The organism is Myceligenerans indicum (genome assembly GCF_016742955.1).
Taxonomy (GTDB): Bacteria; Actinomycetota; Actinomycetes; order Actinomycetales; family Cellulomonadaceae; genus Myceligenerans; species Myceligenerans indicum.
Map to the genome: position 1 here is coordinate 1 of NZ_JABBYC010000065.1, position 17998 is coordinate 17998.

General features: G+C 72.7%; 15 protein-coding genes. 8 read left to right on the plus strand and 7 right to left on the minus strand.

All coding sequences use genetic code 11. The features are described 5' to 3' along the window. The 4 genes from HGK34_RS20245 to HGK34_RS20260 form a co-directional block, all read right to left on the minus strand. Positions 1-2003, minus strand: a 2003-nt coding sequence (locus tag HGK34_RS20245) for an ArnT family glycosyltransferase (RefSeq protein WP_201850845.1), incomplete at its 3' end; no start/stop codon positions are given. Continuing rightward, positions 2000-3361 carry a bifunctional glycosyltransferase family 2/GtrA family protein gene (locus HGK34_RS20250; RefSeq protein WP_201850847.1) on the minus strand — a complete coding sequence of 454 codons (1362 nt, stop codon included), beginning with the start codon at positions 3359-3361 and terminating at the stop codon, positions 2000-2002. The genes HGK34_RS20245 and HGK34_RS20250, both read right to left, overlap by 4 nt. A gap of 180 nt (positions 3362-3541) precedes the next feature. Further along, on the minus strand, positions 3542-4840 hold the full coding sequence (locus tag HGK34_RS20255; RefSeq protein ID WP_201850849.1) for a cytochrome P450 family protein: 1299 nt from the start codon (positions 4838-4840) through the stop codon (positions 3542-3544). Between the two features lie 114 nt (positions 4841-4954). Continuing rightward, complete coding sequence (locus HGK34_RS20260; protein ID WP_307816137.1) at positions 4955-6190, minus strand: sulfotransferase family protein; 1236 nt, start codon at positions 6188-6190, stop codon at positions 4955-4957. A 199-nt stretch (positions 6191-6389) separates the two neighbouring features. Here HGK34_RS20260 and HGK34_RS20265 point away from each other — a divergent pair, with 199 nt between their 5' ends. Further along, complete coding sequence (locus HGK34_RS20265; RefSeq protein WP_201850851.1) at positions 6390-6779, plus strand: YchJ family protein; 390 nt, start codon at positions 6390-6392, stop codon at positions 6777-6779. Between the two features lie 68 nt (positions 6780-6847). On the opposite strand, the gene HGK34_RS20270 is transcribed toward HGK34_RS20265, so the two are convergent. Then, on the minus strand, positions 6848-8200 hold the full coding sequence (locus tag HGK34_RS20270; protein WP_201850853.1) for an MFS transporter: 1353 nt from the start codon (positions 8198-8200) through the stop codon (positions 6848-6850). Between the two features lie 130 nt (positions 8201-8330). Here HGK34_RS20270 and HGK34_RS20275 point away from each other — a divergent pair, with 130 nt between their 5' ends. Both HGK34_RS20275 and HGK34_RS20280 read left to right on the plus strand, forming a co-directional pair. Beyond that, positions 8331-9212 (plus strand): LysR family transcriptional regulator, encoded by an 882-nt coding sequence (locus tag HGK34_RS20275; protein WP_201850855.1) that lies wholly within the window; start codon positions 8331-8333, stop codon positions 9210-9212. A gap of 127 nt (positions 9213-9339) precedes the next feature. Beyond that, positions 9340-11649 carry a rhamnogalacturonan lyase family protein gene (locus tag HGK34_RS20280; protein ID WP_201850857.1) on the plus strand — a complete coding sequence of 770 codons (2310 nt, stop codon included), beginning with the start codon at positions 9340-9342 and terminating at the stop codon, positions 11647-11649. 130 nt (positions 11650-11779) lie between these two features. Here the strand turns inward: HGK34_RS20280 and HGK34_RS20285 are convergent, their stop codons facing one another. Together HGK34_RS20285 and HGK34_RS20290 are read right to left on the minus strand one after the other, a co-directional pair. Then, positions 11780-12241, minus strand: a complete 462-nt coding sequence (locus HGK34_RS20285; RefSeq protein ID WP_201850863.1) for a DUF4395 domain-containing protein — start codon at positions 12239-12241, stop codon at positions 11780-11782. Continuing rightward, a complete protein-coding gene (locus tag HGK34_RS20290; protein ID WP_201850865.1) occupies positions 12238-12699 on the minus strand; it encodes a thioredoxin family protein in 462 nt (153 codons plus the stop codon). Before HGK34_RS20290 ends, HGK34_RS20285 begins: the two co-directional genes overlap by 4 nt. Positions 12700-12994: 295 nt before the next feature. On the opposite strand from HGK34_RS20290, the gene urtA reads away from it, so the two are divergent. The 5 genes from urtA to HGK34_RS20315 all read left to right on the plus strand — a co-directional run. Next, positions 12995-14233 carry an urea ABC transporter substrate-binding protein gene (gene urtA / locus HGK34_RS20295; RefSeq protein ID WP_307816139.1) on the plus strand — a complete coding sequence of 413 codons (1239 nt, stop codon included), beginning with the start codon at positions 12995-12997 and terminating at the stop codon, positions 14231-14233. Positions 14234-14260: 27 nt separating this feature from the next. Further along, positions 14261-15142 (plus strand): urea ABC transporter permease subunit UrtB, encoded by an 882-nt coding sequence (urtB, locus tag HGK34_RS20300; protein ID WP_201850869.1) that lies wholly within the window; start codon positions 14261-14263, stop codon positions 15140-15142. Beyond that, positions 15139-16260, plus strand: coding sequence for an urea ABC transporter permease subunit UrtC (urtC, locus tag HGK34_RS20305; RefSeq protein ID WP_201850871.1), 1122 nt, complete (start codon positions 15139-15141; stop codon positions 16258-16260). The genes urtB and urtC overlap by 4 nt, the downstream gene beginning before the upstream one ends. Continuing rightward, complete coding sequence (gene urtD, locus HGK34_RS20310) at positions 16257-17282, plus strand: urea ABC transporter ATP-binding protein UrtD (protein WP_244666995.1); 1026 nt, start codon at positions 16257-16259, stop codon at positions 17280-17282. Before urtC ends, urtD begins: the two co-directional genes overlap by 4 nt. Further along, positions 17282-17998: ATP-binding cassette domain-containing protein (locus tag HGK34_RS20315; protein WP_201850876.1), on the plus strand; the 717-nt coding region annotated here is incomplete at its 3' end. The genes urtD and HGK34_RS20315, both read left to right, overlap by 1 nt.

The following is a 17998-nucleotide window of genomic DNA, read 5'->3' on the forward strand; positions in this document are numbered from 1 at the left end:
AGATGTGTATAAGAGACAGGGCCCTGCCGCGTCCCGGCCGTCGCCCCACCGGGACCGGTGCCGGCAGTGCCGTTCGAACCGGTGCCGTTCGAACCGGTGCCGCCAGGACCGGTGCCGCCAGGACCGCCCGCCTGGCCATTGCCCGGCGGCTGCGCCCCGCCTGGGAGCCCGCCGGCGCCGGCCTGGCCACCGGCGCCTGCCTGGCCACCGCCAGCCTGTCCACCGCCCGCCTGGCCGCCGGGCCCGGCCTGACCGCCCGTACCGGCCTGTCCACCGCCCGGCCCCCCGGCGGTTCCTCCGGGTGCCCCTCCACCGGGCGCCCCGCCACCGCGCGGTCCGCCGCCGCCGGGCCCGGACCCCGTCGAGGGTCCGGCCGTGACGATCGACCCGGTGTGCGCGGTGGTCACGGTCTGCACCGTGTACGCGGCCGGGCCGGCCAGGCCCGCGGTCACCGCGAGCGCCATCCCGGATCGCATCAGCACCAGGTTGCGCGTGCCGGGCCGCAGCGCCGTCGTGACGAACGCCAGGGCCGCTGCGGCTCCCGCGACGGCGATGATCCAGCGCAGCGCGGGGAGCCAGTCGGGGGTGCGGCCCAGCAGGACGACCGCCCAGACGGTGGTCGCGCCGGTCGCCGCGGCGAGCACCCATGGCGCCCATGCCGAGTGTCGCTCGTGCCAGACGGCCCATCCGCCGATTCCGATGAGAGCGGCGACGTAGGGCGCGAGGGCGACGACGTAGTAGGCGTGGAAGATCCCGGCCATGTAGGAGAACGTCAGCATGGTGATCACCAGCAGGGACAGCCACATGACCAGCGAGGCGCGGCGCGCGTCGGTGCGTGGCGCGCGGCGCCACGCCCACAGGGCCGCGCAGGCGAGCAGGACAGCGGCGGGGATCAGCCAGGTGACCTGGCCGCCGATCTCGGCGTCGAAGAGCCGGCCGAGGCCGGTCTCGCCCCACATGCTGGTGCCCGTGCCACCGCCGGGGCCCCCTCCCGCCCCGCCGACGGAGCCGCGCTCGTTGCCGGTGAGCCGTCCGATGCCGTTGTACCCGAAGGTCAGTTCCAGGAAGGAGTTGTTCTGCGAGCCGCCGATGTAGGGGCGCATCGACTCGGGCACGAGTTCCACGAGCGCCACCCACCAGCCGGCGGCCACCACCATCGCGGCGAGTCCGGCGAGGCTGTCGCGGATCCGTTTCCCGATGCCGCCCGGCCCAGCCCACAGGTACACGCCCGCGAGGCTCGGCAGGATGAGGAACGCCTGCAGCTGCTTGGTGAGGAAGGCGAGCCCGACGAGCGCTCCGGCGAGCACCATCCACCGGGTGGCGTGTCGCCCCTCGACGGCTCGCAGGACGGCTGCCACGGCGAGGACGACGAGCAGCACGAGGAGCGCGTCGGGGTTGTTGAACCGGAACATCAGCGCGGCGACGGGTGTCAGTGCCAGGACGGTTCCGGCGAGCAGGGCGGCGCCCGCGGGGAACCGTCGTCGTACCGTCGCGTACAGGGCGCCGACGCTCGCGACGCCCATGAGGGCCTGTGGCACCAGGATCGACCAGGACGACAGGCCGAACAGCCGCACCGACAGGGCCATCACCCAGATCGAGGCCGGGGGCTTGTCCACGGTGATGGACCCGGCGGCGTCGGACGCCCCGTAGAGGAACGCCGTCCATGACTCGGAGCCGGCCTGCGCGGCGGCGGAGTAGAACGCGTTGCCCCATCCGGAGGCGTCCAGCCCCCACAGGTACAGGGCTGCGGTGACCGCCAGCAGGGCGATGAGCGCGGGCCGCTCCCATCGTGCGCGCGGTGTGGGGGTCGGGTCGGGTTCGGCGGCGCGGCCGGGCCCGGCCTGTGGCTGTTGCCCGTCGGAGTGCGCGGCCGGGGCCTGCAGCGGGACGGCGGCGGAGGTCGGGACGGCGGCGGAGGTCGGGGCGGCGGCCGGGGCCTGCCGCGGGACGACGTCGGTGCGGTCCGGCGCGGCGGATCCGGGGTGTGCTGGTTCGGCGGTCATACCGGGCTCCTCTCGGAGGTGGTGATGCGCGACGCCGGGGTCGCGGCGGGACGGGGACCGGCGACGTCGGCCGGCGTGGGATCGGGGAGGGCTTCCCGGCGGGGTCCGAAGACCCACCTGCGGAGCAGCACGAACCGCAGGAGGGTTGCGGCGAGGTTCGCCACCACGAGCACGAGGAGTTCGGTTCCGGGTCCCGCGCCGGGGGCGAGGGCGTGCAGCAGCGCCAGCGAGCCGGACGTCAGCGTCCAGGCCATCCCGAAGACGATCAGCCCCTGCCCGTGCTGCGTGGCCAGGCGGTGCGGGCCGCGGATGCCGAAGGTCAGGCGGCGGTTGGCGGCGGTGTTGGCGATGGCCGTGAGCACGAGTGCCGCGAGGTTCGAGAGCTGCGCGCCGAGGACCGGGTTCAGCAGGAGGTACAGCAGCATGTAGGCGAGCGTGCTGGCCGCGCCGACCAGCGCGAACCGCACCAGGTGGTGCAGCAGCAGCGACCGGCGCGACTCCGGCTCGGGGCGACTCCGGCCGACGTCGGCCCACGGCCCCCGGGCGGCGCCCGGCAGGTGCGCCCGCACCTGCGCGAGCGGCAGACGGCCGGTGAGGAGGTCCTTCCCGATCCGCGCGATGCCGCGCACGTCCTCCAGCGCGGTGGTGACGATGTCGACGCGGCTGTCGGGGTCGTCGACCCAGTCGACGGGCACCTCGTGGATGCGCAGTCCGGCTCGCTCGGCGAGCACGAGCAGCTCGGTGTCGAAGAACCACTGGGTGTCGGCGACCAGGGGAAGCAGCTCGTGGGCGGCGTCGGACCGGATGGCCTTGAAGCCGCACTGCGCGTCGGTGAAGCGGGCGGCCAGGGTTCCGCGCAGCAGCAGGTTGTAGCAGCGGGAGATGATCTCGCGCTTGGGGCCACGCACGGTGCGCGAACCGCGGGCGAGCCGGGTCCCGATAGCCAGGTGCGAGTGGCCGGTGACGAGCGGGGCGACGAGCGGCAGGAGGGCGGCGAGGTCCGTCGAGAGGTCGACGTCCATGTAGGCGAGCACCTGCGCGTCGGAGCGCAGCCAGGCGGTGTGCAGGGCCCGGCCCCGGCCCTTGGCGTCGAGGTGCAGCACCTCGACGCCGTCCAGCTCGGCGGCCAGGCCGTGGGCGACGGCGAGCGTCGCGTCGGTGGAGGCGTTGTCGGCGACCGTGATGCGTGCGCTGTAGGGGAAGCGGGTGGTCAGGTGGGCATGCACGGCACGGACCGAGGAGGCGAGTGCGTGTTCCTCGTTGTGGACGGGGATGACGATGTCGAGGACGGGCGCGGCGTCCTGGAGCCCGGTCCCCTCCGGGACCGGATCCGGATCTGTGTCGGGTGGAGAAGCCATGCCACGAGGGAACGGCTCCCGCCTCCAAGGCTCCTGCGGCGAACCTATGCGCCGGCCAAGAACCTCCGGGCGGACCAACGGAGGCGCGCGGTGTCACACCTCCGGGGCTCGGTGTCCCGGGATCAGGACTCGTGTCCCCGGGAACGCCGTGGCCCCGGGCCAGGGCTCCCTGCCCCGGGATCAGGACTCCGGTGCGGCCTGTTCGGGGTTGAAGACGACCGGGAGCGTCTCGAGCAGCCGGAACTGGAGGTCCGGCACCCACCGGAGCTCGTCGGTGCGCAGCGCGAGCTTCGGCGCGAGGCGGTGGTGCAGGGTCTCGGCCGCCGTGCGGACGATGAGGCGGGCGAGGTGGGGCGCCGGGCACGCGTGCGCGCCGACGCCGAACGTCAGGTGGGAGCGGCTGCCGGAACCGTCCCACGCGCCCTCGCCGCGGATCGTCGGGTCCGAGCCGACCGCGCCCACCGCGAGCAGCAGCGCGTCCCCTTCCTGCACGAGCCTGTTCTCGTGCAGGAAGTCCTCCATCGCGACGCGCGGCGCCAGCGCGCTCACCGGCGAGGCGGCCCACAGCACCTCGTCGAGCGCCTCGTCGATCCCGAGGCGTCCGCCCGCGAGCCGCTGGGCGAACCTGTCGTCGGTGAGCGAGAGGTAGAGGGTCTGGGCCAGCCAGGCCTGCACCCCGCGGGAGGCGATGTCCGCCAGCGACAGGAGGCCCAGCGCCACCTCCGCGGTGCTCTCGTAGGAGGGGTGGCGCGCGAGCAGCCCCGCCGGGGTGGGCTCGCCGTCCGGCCGGCGGGCCGCCGGGCCGTTGAGCACGAAGCTGACCTGATGCATCGCCGCCGCGGCGTTCCCACCCGTCGTGGAGCCGACGGCGGCCTCGAACACCTGCCGCGCCGTGCCCGCGTCGAACCCGAGGAACGTGCCGAGCGTGAGCTGCGGCATCGGCGCGATGTACTCGCGCATCAGGTCGGCCACCCCGGTCCCGGCGAACCCGTCGATGAGTTCCTCGCAGCGGGCGCGCGTGGTCCGGGCCGCCTCGCCCTCGTCGACGACCCCGAGCACCTCGTCGAGCGGGGCACGGAGCCGGTCGTGCGTGCTGCCGTCGACCCGCTCCACCACGGGTCGCTCCGCCGCCGCCAGCGGCCGCAGCAGTGGCGAGTCCGTGGTGGGCAGCTCGCGCCCGTGTCCGCTCCAGGTGCCGGTCGCGGCCGTGAGCGGGAGCTGGCCGCGGGCCATCGCGACAATGGTCCGGTATCCCGTCACGAGCCAGGCGCGGAAGCCCGGCTCGATCTCGACAGGGGCCATCTCGCCCCATTCCTCGCGGAGTCGGGCGTGGACGGCGCTGACGTCGTGCGCGGCGGTCAGCTCACCGACCGTGGGGACGGTGGGCGGGTCGTCGAGCTTCAGGGGCCGTCCGGAGGATCCGTCGCCGACGGCGCCGCCGGTACCGGCGACGCCGTCGGTCAGGGTCGAGCTGTTCATCATGTCCCGTCTGGGTCGCGTACGGGGGGCTGTGCGGGGTGGTTCTGGCTCGAACTCTGCCGGACATCTCGGCATGTGTCGAGCCAGGTTCCAGCATCCTGCCAGGTCAGAGCCTTACAGGTCCGCCGTCGGCTGGGCGTCCAGGCTGTCGAAGCCCTTCAACAGCCGCAGGTAGGGAGCGAACGCCTCCTCGACCTGGGCCTGCTGGAGCCCGTACCGCGCCATGTGGTACTTGTGCTGGCGCGTACCCGCCGGCCGGGCGAGCACCTGGTCGAGCTGCGCGGCGTCGCTCTCGGTCCACGTCGCCCCGATGGCCGAGTAGAGGCGCGGGACCTCGGTGTGGGGGTCGTGGCTCAGCGCGTGGTAGGGCACGTCCACGATGGACGACGGCGGCAGGCTGAGCCGCGCCTCCAGCGCGTTGTCCACCCACGTGACCATGGACTCCATGATGAGCCGCCCGACCTCCCTGGGGTCCGGCTCCCGCTGGTAGGGCGCCCACAGCGTCTCCACGAGGCTGCAGGCCGAGCCGACGACGGTGGCCGGGTCACGGTGCGTCCACACGAACGTGGCGTCCGGGAACACCTTCTTGATCACCGGCATGTCGTTCAGGTGCGCCGGGTACTTCAGGATCCACCGCTTGGGCTCCCGGCCGTGCTGCAGCACCTGCAGGCCCTGCTTGAGGCACTCGTAGTCCCCGGCCAGCTCCGCCTCGCTGCGGTTCGCGTACCAGTCACGGTAGGAGTGCATGCTGCCGTGGAACAGCGGCCAGAACGTCCCGTGCGGCATGAGCACCAGCGACTCCTCCGGATCCTCGGCACGGATCGGGTGGATGTGCTTCAGCCCCGGCGCGAACAGCCGGGTGACGATCTTGATGTTCTGGTCGAAGCGCTTGGACTCCCGCCGGGCGACCTCCGGGTCCTCGAGCCCCGTGAAGGTCATCTCCCACGCGCGCGGCCCGCGGTGCTCGGGCGAGGCGGCGAGCACCTTGTGGGTCAGGGTGGTCGCCGTGCGCGGCAGCCCGAGAACGAACACGGGGTTCTTGATCTGCTCGGCGGCGGCCTCCGGGTGCTCGGCCAGCACCTTCTTGATGCGCAGCCGGTTGGCGTACCGGTCCCTGACCACGCTGAGCGCGAAGAACCAGCCCAGGGGCGTCAGCCGGGGCTCCTCGACGATGCTTGCGAACACGCGGCCGATGCTGTCGGCCAGCTCGGGGTCCTGCACCCCGAGCTCCTCGTCGGCCTGGGCGACGGCCTTCGCCCAGGCGCCCGCGGGATCGTCGCGGCCCCGGATGGCGGGGGCGAAGACGGTGTTGAGCACCCGGGAGGCTCGGGTGGTGGTGGTGCGGCTCACGATGGCCCTTCTCGTGCATTCGGCGTGGCAGGTCGTGCGGCCCCGTGGGCACGCGGTCGCGCGCCCGGTGGCCTCGCTCGAACTCTGCCGGACATATCGCTGCCTGTCGAGATACATCCGGCATCTGACCTGGTCACGCACCAGGGCGCCGGACTGCCGGAACTTCCCGGGGGCATCCCTCCGGGTGAAGATGGTTCCCATGGACGACACCGCACGCTGCCCCTGCCTGTCCGGAGAGACCTACGGAGCCTGCTGCGGCCGCTACCACCTCGGCACGGGACGCGCGGCGCCCACGGCGGAGGCCCTGATGCGGTCGCGGTACGCGGCCTTCGCCGTCGGTGACGCCGGATACCTGCTGGACACCTGGTCGCCGTCGTCCCGTCCGGACCGGCTGGACCTGGACGACGACGTGCGCTGGCAGCGCCTGGACATCGTGCGCACCGAGGCCGGCGGCCCCTTCGACGACACGGGCGTGGTCGAGTTCGTCGCCCACTTCCGCACGACCGCCGAGCGCGGGCGCCTGCACGAGGTGAGCCGGTTCGAGAGGGCTGGCAGGCGCTGGTACTACGTGGACGGTACGGCCGGCTGATCCGTGTGCGGGCGGCGCCCGTGGCGGCCGGCCGCTCGGGCGATGCCTCCACGGCCCCGGACCCGGCATCAGACGCCGGGGTGCCGCTGCCGACGGGCGATGACGAGACCCACGAGGCACAGCCCGGCGGAGCCGAGCAGGGGGATGCTGCTCCAGCGGCCGCCGTCGGGCTCCAGGGCCAGGACCGCACCGGCGACGGCCACACCGCACGTCGCCCCCGCCTGCCGCGCCGCGTTGAGGATCCCGCCGGCCGCTCCGGCCACCGTGCCGTCCACCTGGCTGACGGCGTACCCGACCAGGGGTGGCAGCGTCCAGGACACCCCGAGTCCGCAGCACAGCAGGCCGAGCGGCAGGAGCACCGGCTGCGCCACGCCGGCCAGCGCCGCCGCCGTGACCAGCAAGCCGGCGGCGAAGGCGAGAAGCCCCCGGCGGATCGGCACGAGCGGGCCGAACCTGGCGACGATCCGCCCGGTGGCCAGCGGGTTGAGTGCCACCAGCACGGTCATGGGCAGCAGGGAGATCCCGACGGCCGGCGCGTCCTGGTGCAGGGTGAGCGGCACGACGAACAGCACGGTGGCGAGCGCATGGTTCACCACCGCGCCCCAGGCGAACGCGGCCCGGGCCGGCGCGTTGCGGCGCAGCGCGGCGGGGACGATCGGTGCGGCCGATCTCCGGTCCGCCACCAGCGTCAGGACGCCGAGCAGCAGCGCCGCTCCGGCACCGGCACCGGCCACCACCCCGTGCATCCGGCCCGCCGCGCTCAGGGCCAGCGTCCCGGCGGCCAGCGCGGCGACCAGCAGAAGGTGCGGCACGAACGAGACGGGACGCGGCGTCGCCGCGACCGGCAGCCTCCGCACGCACAGGAGGACGACGACGGCGGCCGGCGGGGCGTTGACGACGAAGACCGCACGCCATCCGAACGGCTCGATCAGCAGGCCACCGATGACGGGTCCGGCGGCCATGGCGGCACCGCTGACCGCCGCCCAGATGCTGATGGCGCGGGTGCGTCGCGCAGGGTCCGGGTAGAGGCGGACGAGGAGCGACATCGAGCTCGGGATGATCGCCGCGGCAAGGAGCCCGAGCGCGGCGCGGGCCGCGAGGAGGGCGGGCAGCCCCGGAGCCGCCGCACAGGCGAGCGAGACGACACCGAACCCGGTGACACCGCCCAGGAACACGCGGGCCGGGCCCAGACGGTCGGTGAGGGCGCCGGCCAGCACGAGGGCGGCCGCGAGGAACATCGTGTACGACGTCGTGGCCCAGCCGACGCCGACCACGTCGGTGTGCAGGTCCGCCATGAGGTCGGGTGCGGCGACGGCCAGCACGGTGGTGTCCAGCAGGACCATGAAGTAGGCGAGCGAGATCCCGGCCAGGGCGGGTCCGGTGCGCGCTGCGGGGCGGAGGGTGGAGCGGTGCACGAGCACGCCCTTCCTGTCAGGTCGTGGAGTCCCCGAGGGGCTGTCGCCGCACAGCCTCCGACGTGCGGGGTGCGTGCTCGACCGGCCCGGACGAAGCCCCGTTCGGGTTTGCCGAACACCCCCGTAGGCTGGCCGCGTGAACCTGGAGCACCTGCGTACGGCAGTCAGCCTGGCCCGCCACGGCACGGTGAACAGGACTGCGGCCGCCGACGGCCTCGCACCGTCGTCGGTCTCCGACCGGATCCGGCGCGTCGAGTCGGAGCTGGGCGCGCCCCTGTTCACGCGTGCGGTCACGGGCATGCGTCCGACGCCGGCCGGGACCACCTACCTGGCCGCGGTGGAGAACGCCCTGGCGGAGCTGGACCGGGCCGCGGGTGCGCTCGTGACCGCAGCCCGGACCGTGACCGTCGGGGCGCAGGCGTCGATCGCGGACACGGTCCTTCCGGGCGTGCTGGCCGACCTCTCGGCGCGCCTGCCCGGCCTCGTCGTCCAGGTCCGCCCCGAGGGCGACCGCGACCTGCTGCTCGCGGCGCTGCGGCGCGAGGAGGTGCAGGCGGCCGTGCTTCTCGACGCGGGGCCCGGCCTCGGCGATCTCGGGTATCGCGCGTCGGACCAGGGGCTGGAGTTCCTGGATCTGCGGGAGGTCGAGATGGTGACCGTCGCGGCGCCGGACTCCCCGCTGACCGGCCGGCCCGTGTCGCCGTCCGAGATCCGCCAGGGGGCCACGCTGGTCGGCCGCGAACCGCGGTGCTCGTTCTGGATGGCCTCGCGACGCTGGCTGGGCGACACGGTGAGGATCGCCGCGGCCGGCGGACTCGCCCAGGTCCGCGAGTGGGTGGCGACGGGCCGGGGCGTCGCCGTGCTGCCGGAGTTCGCGGTGCGGTCCGATCTGGCGTCGGGCCGGCTGCGCGCGGTGGACGCGCCGACTCCCCCGTTGCAGCTGCGCCTGCTGTGGCGCGCGTCCGCGGCCGAGTCCGCTCCGGTGAGGTCGGTCCTGTACGCCCTGAGCCAGGCGTAACCGTCCGAGCATCGCCTGAAACGCTTCACTCCGGCCGGGCAGATTGACGCCCACTTCCCCGCTCTCTAACGTTGCAGAGCCAGGCAACCGCTTTCCCAGCACCACGACTTCACGACGGAGTGAAAACGTGTCCACAACCCTGAGCAGACGTCTGAAAGCCCTCGTGTCCCTCGCGGCCACCGCCGCCGCGACCGCCGCCCTCCTCGTCGCCGCACCGTTCGCCGCCTCGGCCCAGGTCGAGTCGGACACCTGGTACGTCATCGAGTCGCGGCACTCGAACCTCGTGCTCGACATCACCGGACGCTCCACGGAGCCGGGTGCCGAACTGGTGCAGTGGAACCGCACCGACGCGACCAACCAGCAGTTCCGCTTCCTCGACGCCGGGAACGGCTACTACCGCATCCAGGTGCGCCACTCGAACCAGGTCCTGGACGTGTGGGAGTGGAACGCCGACAACGGCGCCACGATCGCCCAGTACGACGACCTGGGCGGCACCAACCAGCAGTGGCAGGTCACCGAGAACTCCGAGGGCTACCACACGTTCGTCAACCGCTTCTCGGGCAAGGCGCTCGACGTCTGGGAGCACTCCACCACCGCGGGCGACCGGATCTCCCAGTACGACCCGACCGGTTCCGCCAACCAGCAGTGGCGCCTGATCCCGGTCGACGACGGCGGCACCACCGACCCGCCGGCCGGCGGCGGCTACCAGGCCGAGGACCTCACCCGAGGCGTCTCCGTGATCCCCACCGGTTCGGGCCATCTGGTCAGCTGGCGCCTGCTGGGCACCGACTCCCCCGGCACCGCGTTCCACGTCTACCGCGACGGGCAGCGCCTCACGTCCTCACCCCTGACTGGCGCCACCGACTACTGGGACGACGGCGGGTCGGCCGGCTCGACGTACTCGGTGGCAGCCGTGAACGGCGGGACGGAGGGACCGTCGTCGGACGCCGAGATCCGGTTCAACTCGAGCGGATACCGGGACGTCCCGATCCAGGCACCCCCGGGGGGCTCGACGCCGTCGGGCAGCTTCACCTACGAGGCGAACGACGCGAGCGTCGGCGACCTGGACGGCGACGGCGACTACGAGTTCGTCGTCAAGTGGTATCCCACCAACGCGAAGGACAACTCCCAGTCCGGCTACACGGGCAACACGATCCTGGACGCCTACACCCTGGAGGGTGACCGCCTCTGGCGCATCGATCTGGGCCGCAACATCCGGTCGGGCGCGCACTACACGCAGTTCCAGGTGTACGACTACGACGGCGACGGCGACGCCGAGGTCGCGATGAAGACCGCGGACGCCACGGTCGACGGTCAGGGCACCGTGATCGGGAACGCGGGGGCGGACCACCGCAACGGCAACGGCTACGTGCTGGACGGCCCCGAGTTCCTGACGATCTTCGACGGCCGCACCGGCGCCGCGATCGACACGGTCGACTACCGGCCCCCGCGCGGCAGCGTCGCCGCCTGGGGCGACAGCTACGGAAACCGCGTCGACCGGTTCCTGGCCGGCACCGCCTACCTCGACGGGCAGGCGCCGTCGATGATCTTCTCCCGCGGCTACTACACCCGCACGGTCATCTGGGCGGTCGACTTCGACGGGCAGAACCTGTCCACCCGGTGGATCTTCGACTCCGACAGCGCGGGCAGCCAGTACGAGGGCCAGGGTGCGCACAGCCTCTCCGTCGCCGACCTCGACGGCGACGGACGCCAGGACGTGGTGTTCGGCGCGATGGCGATCGGGTCGGACGGCCGGCCGCTGTGGAACACGCGGCTGTACCACGGCGACGCGCTGCACGTGAGCGACTTCGTGCCGGACAACCCCGGCCAGGAGGTGTTCATGCCGGGCGAGCACTCCGACCAGCCGGCCTCACGGCTGGTGGACGGCCGGACGGGGTCGATCCTCTTCCAGACCCCGCCGGACGGGGACAACGGCCGCGCCGTGGCCGCGAACGTCGACGCCGGCAACCCGGGTGCCGAGTTCTGGTCCTCCCACGTGAGCGGCCTGCTCGACGCGTCCGGGAACCCGATCGGCGGCAAGCCCGGCTCGATCAACTTCGTCACCTGGTGGGACGGGGACGGCGAGCGCGAGCTGCTGGACGGCACGCACATCGACGACTACTCGCCGGGTGAACGCCTGCTGACCGGTTCGGGGGTGGCGTCGAACAACGGCACCAAGGCGACCCCCGCGCTCTCGGCCGACCTGTTCGGCGACTGGCGCGAGGAGGTGGTCTGGCGCACGAGCGACAGCTCGGCGCTGCGCATCTACTCCACCCCGTACGAGACGGACCTGCGGATCCCCACCCTCATGCACGACCCGCAGTACCGCGTCGCGATCGCCTGGCAGAACACGGCCTACAACCAGCCTCCGCACCCGAGCTTCTACATCGGCAGCGACATGTCGCCGGCCCCCTGGCCCGACATCGTCACCCCGTAGGGCTCACGCGGGACGAGACACGCGGAGCCCTTCCCCGGCGGCAGCGACCGCCCGGGAAGGGCTCCGCGAAGCGCTCCGGACTCGACGGCGACCCGGACTCGACAGCACTCCGGACTCGACGGCGACCCGGTCACGCCGCGCGGATCACTCCCCAGCGGCGCATCAGGAGGTACATCTCGCAGCCCAGGCACAGCCCGAACACGGCGTTGAGCCCGGCGGCGACGAATGCCACGGCCGCGGCGACCGGGACGGCGACGAGCACTCCGGACAGCCCGAGCACCACGCCGACGCCGGTCACGACGAGCCCGACGAGCTGCGCGAACCGCGGCGGGCGCCGGTCCTCCAGCTCCGTCGGCGGCCCCAGGCGCGGACGCACGAAGGTGCGGTAGATCCATCCCTGCCAGGTGCCCTCCGCCCCGCGTACCGTGCCGAGCACGAAGCTGAGCGCGACCACGGTCAGCAGCACGAGGCCCGCGGTGCCGGCGCCCAGCAGCATCACCACGGCCAGCAGCAGCGCGGTGATCCCCGCACCGAGCCGCGGCCCGCGTGCGTCGATCTGGCCTTCGCTCCTCGCCTCCTGCGGTGTCGTCATCGCGCCGCTCCCGCCGCCACGGGGGCCGCCGTCGCCGCCTCCGGCCGGGAGGCGCGGGCCAGCGCCTCGCGCGCCTGGGCGGGGGTCACGCCTCCGCTCATCCGGGCCACCTCCACGCCGTCGGAGTCCAGGACCAGAACGGTCGGGGTCCGCAGGATGGCCAGGCGGCTCGTCAGGGCGAGGTCGTCCTCGACGTCGAGCTCGTGGTGGACGACGCCGCCGTCCCGGGCGGCCTGCGCTCCCAGGACCCGTGCGGTCGACCGGCAGGCGGCGCAGACCTCTGCCGAGAACTGCACGAACGTGGCCCGGGACCCGAGGCCGACGCCCTGGGGCAGCCAGTCGGCCGGCCCGCCGTCGCCCGTGGTGCGCGGTCCGCGCACCGCTCCCTGACGCCGCGACCACGCCACGCCCACCAGTGCCGTCAGCACGATCACGCCTGCCAGCAGCAAGAATTCCATCGCCGTCCCCGTCCGCCCGGCCTGGGAGGCCGGGCTCACTGATCCGCCACATCTCATCACATCGACACAGCCTCTGTGAACCATCATCTTGATCTATGGACAGGTGAGGTGCGACACACGCGGTGACGACGTGAAACACAGGAGGCCGCGGCGAAACACGAAAGTTACCCCGGACGAACGGGCCGGACACCTCCGTCCACTTAGGTTCATTTGAACCTAATCGCCGGCCCTCGCCCGGGCCGGCCGACACGAACGGAGCACCCCCATGCGTCCTCGGTCAACGTCGCGTCACGGCGTGACACGCCTCGCCACCGCGTCCCTCGCCGCCCTCGGCGTCGTCGCCCTCAGCGCCTGCGGCGCCCGGGTCGACAGCGGCAGCGCCGCACCCACCACCGCCGAGAGCTGCGTCGACACGTCCGGCGACACCGTCAAGATCGGCTTCCTCAACTCCCTGTCCGGCACCATGGCGATCTCCGAGCAGACGGTGCACGACTCGCTCCAGCTCGCCGCCGAGGAGATCAACGCGGACGGCGGGGTCCTGGGCAAGCAGCTCGACGTCGTCTCGGAGGACGGCCAGTCCGAGCCCACCGTCTTCGCCGAGAAGGCCGGCAAGCTCATCACGAGCGACTGCGTCGCCGCCGTGTTCGGTGGCTGGACGTCCGCCTCGCGCAAGGCGATGCTGCCGGTGTTCGAGTCCCAGGACTCCCTGCTGTTCTACCCCGTGCAGTACGAGGGCCTGGAGTCCTCGCCGAACATCTTCTACACCGGGGCCACGACGAACCAGCAGATCGTGCCCGCGCTCGACTACCTGGCCGAGCAGGGCGTCACCTCGCTGTTCCTCGTCGGCTCGGACTACGTGTTCCCGCGGACCGCGAACAAGATCATCAACGCCTACGCGCAGGCGCACGGCATCGAGATCGTCGGCGAGGAGTACGCGCCGCTCGGCCACACCGACTTCTCCACGATCGTCAACAAGGTCAGGTCCGCCGACGCCGACGCCGTCTTCAACACCCTCAACGGCGACTCCAACGTCGCGTTCTTCAAGGAGTACAACAACGCCGGCCTGTCGGCCGACGAGATGCCGGTCGTCTCGGTGTCGATCGCCGAGGAAGAGGTGGGCGGCATCGGCGTGAAGAACATCGAGGGCCAGCTCACCGCCTGGAACTACTACCAGACCGTGGACAGCCCCGAGAACGACGCGTTCGTCGAGGCGTTCAAGGCCGCCTACGGCCAGGACCGTCCCACCTCGGACCCGATGGAGGCCGCCTACACCTCGCTCCACCTCTGGGCCGCCATGGTCGAGAAGGCCGGATCGTTCGCCGTCGACGACGTCGTCGCCGCGGCCGACGGCGTCACCTACGACGCCCCCGAAGGACACGTCGTGGTCAACGGCGAGAACCACCACATCGCCAAGACGTCGCTGGTCGGTGAGATCGGCGCCGACGGCCTGATCCACACCGTCTGGAGCTCCGAGCAGCCGATCGAGCCCGACCCGTACCTGGAGGGCTACGACTGGGCCGAGGGCCTGTCCTGACCTGACGCCGGACGAACGGACCCTCTCATGGACATCATCGCCCAGCTCTTCGCCGGACTGAGCCTCGGCTCCGTCCTTCTCCTCGCCGCACTGGGACTCTCCCTGACCTTCGGTCAGATGGGCGTCATCAACATGGCGCACGGGGAGTTTATGATGGCGGGCGCCTACACGGCGTTCGTGGTGCAGGGCGTCGTCGGCGACGCCGGCGTGAGCCTGCTCCTCGCCCTCCCGCTCGGGTTCGTCGTCGGCGGCCTCCTGGGCCTGCTCCTGGAGGCGACACTCATCCACCGCATGTACCGGCGGCCGCTGGACACGCTCCTGGTCACCTGGGGTGTCGCGCTCGTACTCCAGCAGGTCGCACGGGACGTGTTCGGCGCGCCGAACGTGGACGTCCGGGCACCCGCCTGGCTGTCGGGCGCCGTCGAGATCGGCGGGCTCGCCCTGCCCCGGACCCGGCTGTTCATCCTCGCGCTCGCCGCGGTGTGCGTCGTCGCCCTGGCGCTGGCCCTGCGGGCCACGCCGCTGGGGCGGCGCATCCGCGCCGTCGTGCAGAACCGGGACCTGGCCGAGGCGTCCGGCATCTCCTCACGCGCCACCGACCGCGTCACCTTCTTCATCGGGTCCGGACTGGCCGGCATCGCCGGGGTGGCGCTCACCCTGCTCGGCTCGATCGGCCCGACGCTCGGGACCAACTACATCGTCGACGCGTTCCTGGTGGTCGTGGCCGGCGGGATCGGGCAGATCAAGGGCACGGTGATCGCTGCGACCGCCCTCGGCCTGATGCAGGCGTTCCTCGAGTACTCCACCACGGCCTCGGTCGCCAAGGTGCTCGTGTTCGTCGCGATCGTGGCCTTCCTGCAGCTACGACCCCAAGGACTGGTCTCGGTCCGGACGAGGAGTCTCGCATGACCGTACCGACCGCACTCCTGCGGCCCGGGCGCACCCGCACCCTCGCGGCGTTCGGCCTGGCCACCGTACTCCTGCTGCTCGCTCCGGCAGTGCTCAGCCCCTTCCGCCTCGACCTGCTCGCCAAGTTCCTCTGCCTGGCGATGGTCGCCGTCGGGATCGGGCTGGCGTGGGGCCGCGGCGGCCTGCTCACCCTCGGCCAGGGGGTGTACTTCGGCCTGGGCGGCTACCTGATGGCCATGCACCTCAAGCTGGCCGACGCCGGTCCGGGCGGAGTCCCGGACTTCATGCTCCTGTACGGGACGGGACAGGTACCGGGGTGGTGGGAGCCGCTGCGCTCCCCCGTGGCCGCGATCGGGCTGATCCTGCTCGTGCCGGCCGTGGTCGCCGGCCTCCTGGGCTGGGCCGTGTTCACCCGCCGGGTCCGGGGCGCCTACTTCGCCATCCTGTCCCAGGCCCTGGCGGCAGCCTTCGCGATCCTGCTCATCGGCCAGCAGCAGACCACCGGAGGGACGAACGGGCTCAACGGCTTCCGCGCGTTCTTCGGCTACGACCTGGCCGACCCCGCGAACAAGCAGATGCTCTACCTCATCGCCGCCGCCGTGCTGCTCGTCATGATCGCGGTGGTCCGCGGCCTGACCGCCTCCCGGTTCGGGGAGCTGCTGGTGGCCGTGCGGGACCAGGAGGACCGCGTCCGGTTCCTCGGTTACGACCCCGCCCTGGTGAAGGTCGTCGCCTACGTGGTGGCCGCGGTGATGGCCGCGGTCGGAGGAGCCCTGTTCGTTCCCGTCGTCGGGATCATCTCGCCCGCCGACGTCGGCGTCGTCCCCTCCATCGGCTTCCTCATCGGGGTGGCGATCGGCGGACGCGCCACCCTGCTCGGCCCGGTGCTCGGCTCGATCGCCGTGAGCTGGGCGCAGACCTCGATCTCCGAGCAGTTCCCGTCGGGGTGGATCTACTTCCAGGGGGCGCTGTTCATCCTCGTCGTCGCGTTCCTGCCCGGCGGCCTCGCGTCGGTGACCGGGCTGCTGCCGCGGCGACGCTCCGCCCCGGCCCACGACGACGGCGGCACCGGCACGGAGCCTGGAACAGGCCTCGCAGCAGAGGGGAACCGAGCATGACGGACACACCATCGACCGGGCAACGGGCAGAGCTCGCCCGGCCGCACGCGGCGCCGGAGAAGCGCGGGACGCCGGACGACCGGCCGGGGACACCCGCCGCCGGGCCCGCACCGCGGGCGACACCTCCCGGCCTGGCCGGGGCCGACGCGCTCCTCGGGACGGACACCACCCGCTTCCGGCACGACTACCTGGAGGTGCGTGGCCTGCGCGTGGAGTTCGACGGGTTCGTCGCGGTGCGGGACGTCGACCTCACCGTCACCCAGGGCGACCTGCGCTTCCTCATCGGCCCGAACGGTGCCGGCAAGACCACGCTCATCGACGCGGTGACTGGACTCGTCCGGGCGACCGGTTCGGCCGCCTTCGGCGGGTCGGAGCTGCTCGGACGCACCACGCACCGGATCGCCCGCGCCGGGGTGGGACGCACCTTCCAGACCGCCAGCGTGTTCGAGGAACTGACCGTGCTGCAGAACCTCGACATCGCGGCCGGAGCGCGGCGCCGTCCGCTGACGCTCCTGCGGCGGCGGACGACGACGCCCCCGGCCGTCGAGCAGGCGCTGGAGACGGTCGGGCTGACGGCGCAGCGCGACCTGCCCGCGGGCGTGCTCGCCCACGGCCAGAAGCAGTGGCTGGAGATCGGGATGTTGCTGGTCCAGGACGCGCATCTGCTGCTGCTCGACGAGCCGGTGGCCGGGATGACGCAGGCGGAGCGCGAGGAGACGGGGCAGCTGCTGCGTCGCATCGGGTCCCAGCGCGTGGTGGTCGTCGTCGAGCACGACATGGAGTTCCTGCGCTCCTTCGCCGACTCCGTGACGGTGATGCACCAGGGACGGGTGCTCGCCGAGGGCACCGTGGCCGAGGTCCAGAACGACCCGGCGGTCGTGGAGGTCTACCTCGGCACCCCCGCCGAACCGGCGGGCGACGTGCCGGCGGGCACAGTGCCGGCGGGCACAGTACCGGCGGACGCGGCACCGGCCGACGCGGCACCGGCCGACGCCGCCACGAGGGAAGGAGAACCCCGGTGATGCTGGAACTGAACGGCGTGACCACGGGCTACGGCCGCACCACCGTGGTGCACGACGTCGACCTCGCCGTCGCCGACGGGTCGCTCACCGCGGTGCTGGGCCACAACGGCGCCGGCAAGACCACGCTGCTGCGGGCGGTGCTCGGCCTGCTGCCGGTCCGCTCCGGATCCGTGCGGCTGGGCGGCACGGACGTGACCGCCCTGGCACCTCACCAGCGGGTGCGGCGCGGCATCGCCTACGTGCCGCAGGGCCAGCAGTCCTTCGGCGGGCTGAGCGCCCGGGAGAACCTGCAGGTCGTCGCGGACGCGTACGGGCGCGCGGGACGGCGGCGCACCGACGAGGCCCTGGATCTCTTCCCCGCGCTGCGGGACCTGCTGGGGCGCCAGGCAGGGTTGCTGTCGGGCGGTCAGCGCCAGCAGCTCGCGATCGCGAGGGCACTGGTGACGGGTCCGCGCCTGCTCGTCCTGGACGAGCCGGTCGAGGGCATCCAGCCCAACGTCGTCTCCGAGATCTACGACGCGATCACGCACCTCACGGCCGCGGGTGACCTGTCCGTGCTGCTCGTCGAGCAGCACCTCGGCTACGCCGTCGAACACGCGGCCGAGTTCGCCGTCCTCACCTCCGGCCGCATCGCCCACCGCGGCCCGGGCGGCGGCCCGGAGGCGGCCACCCAGGCCCGAGAGGCCCTCACCCTATGCTGTCTCTTATACACATCT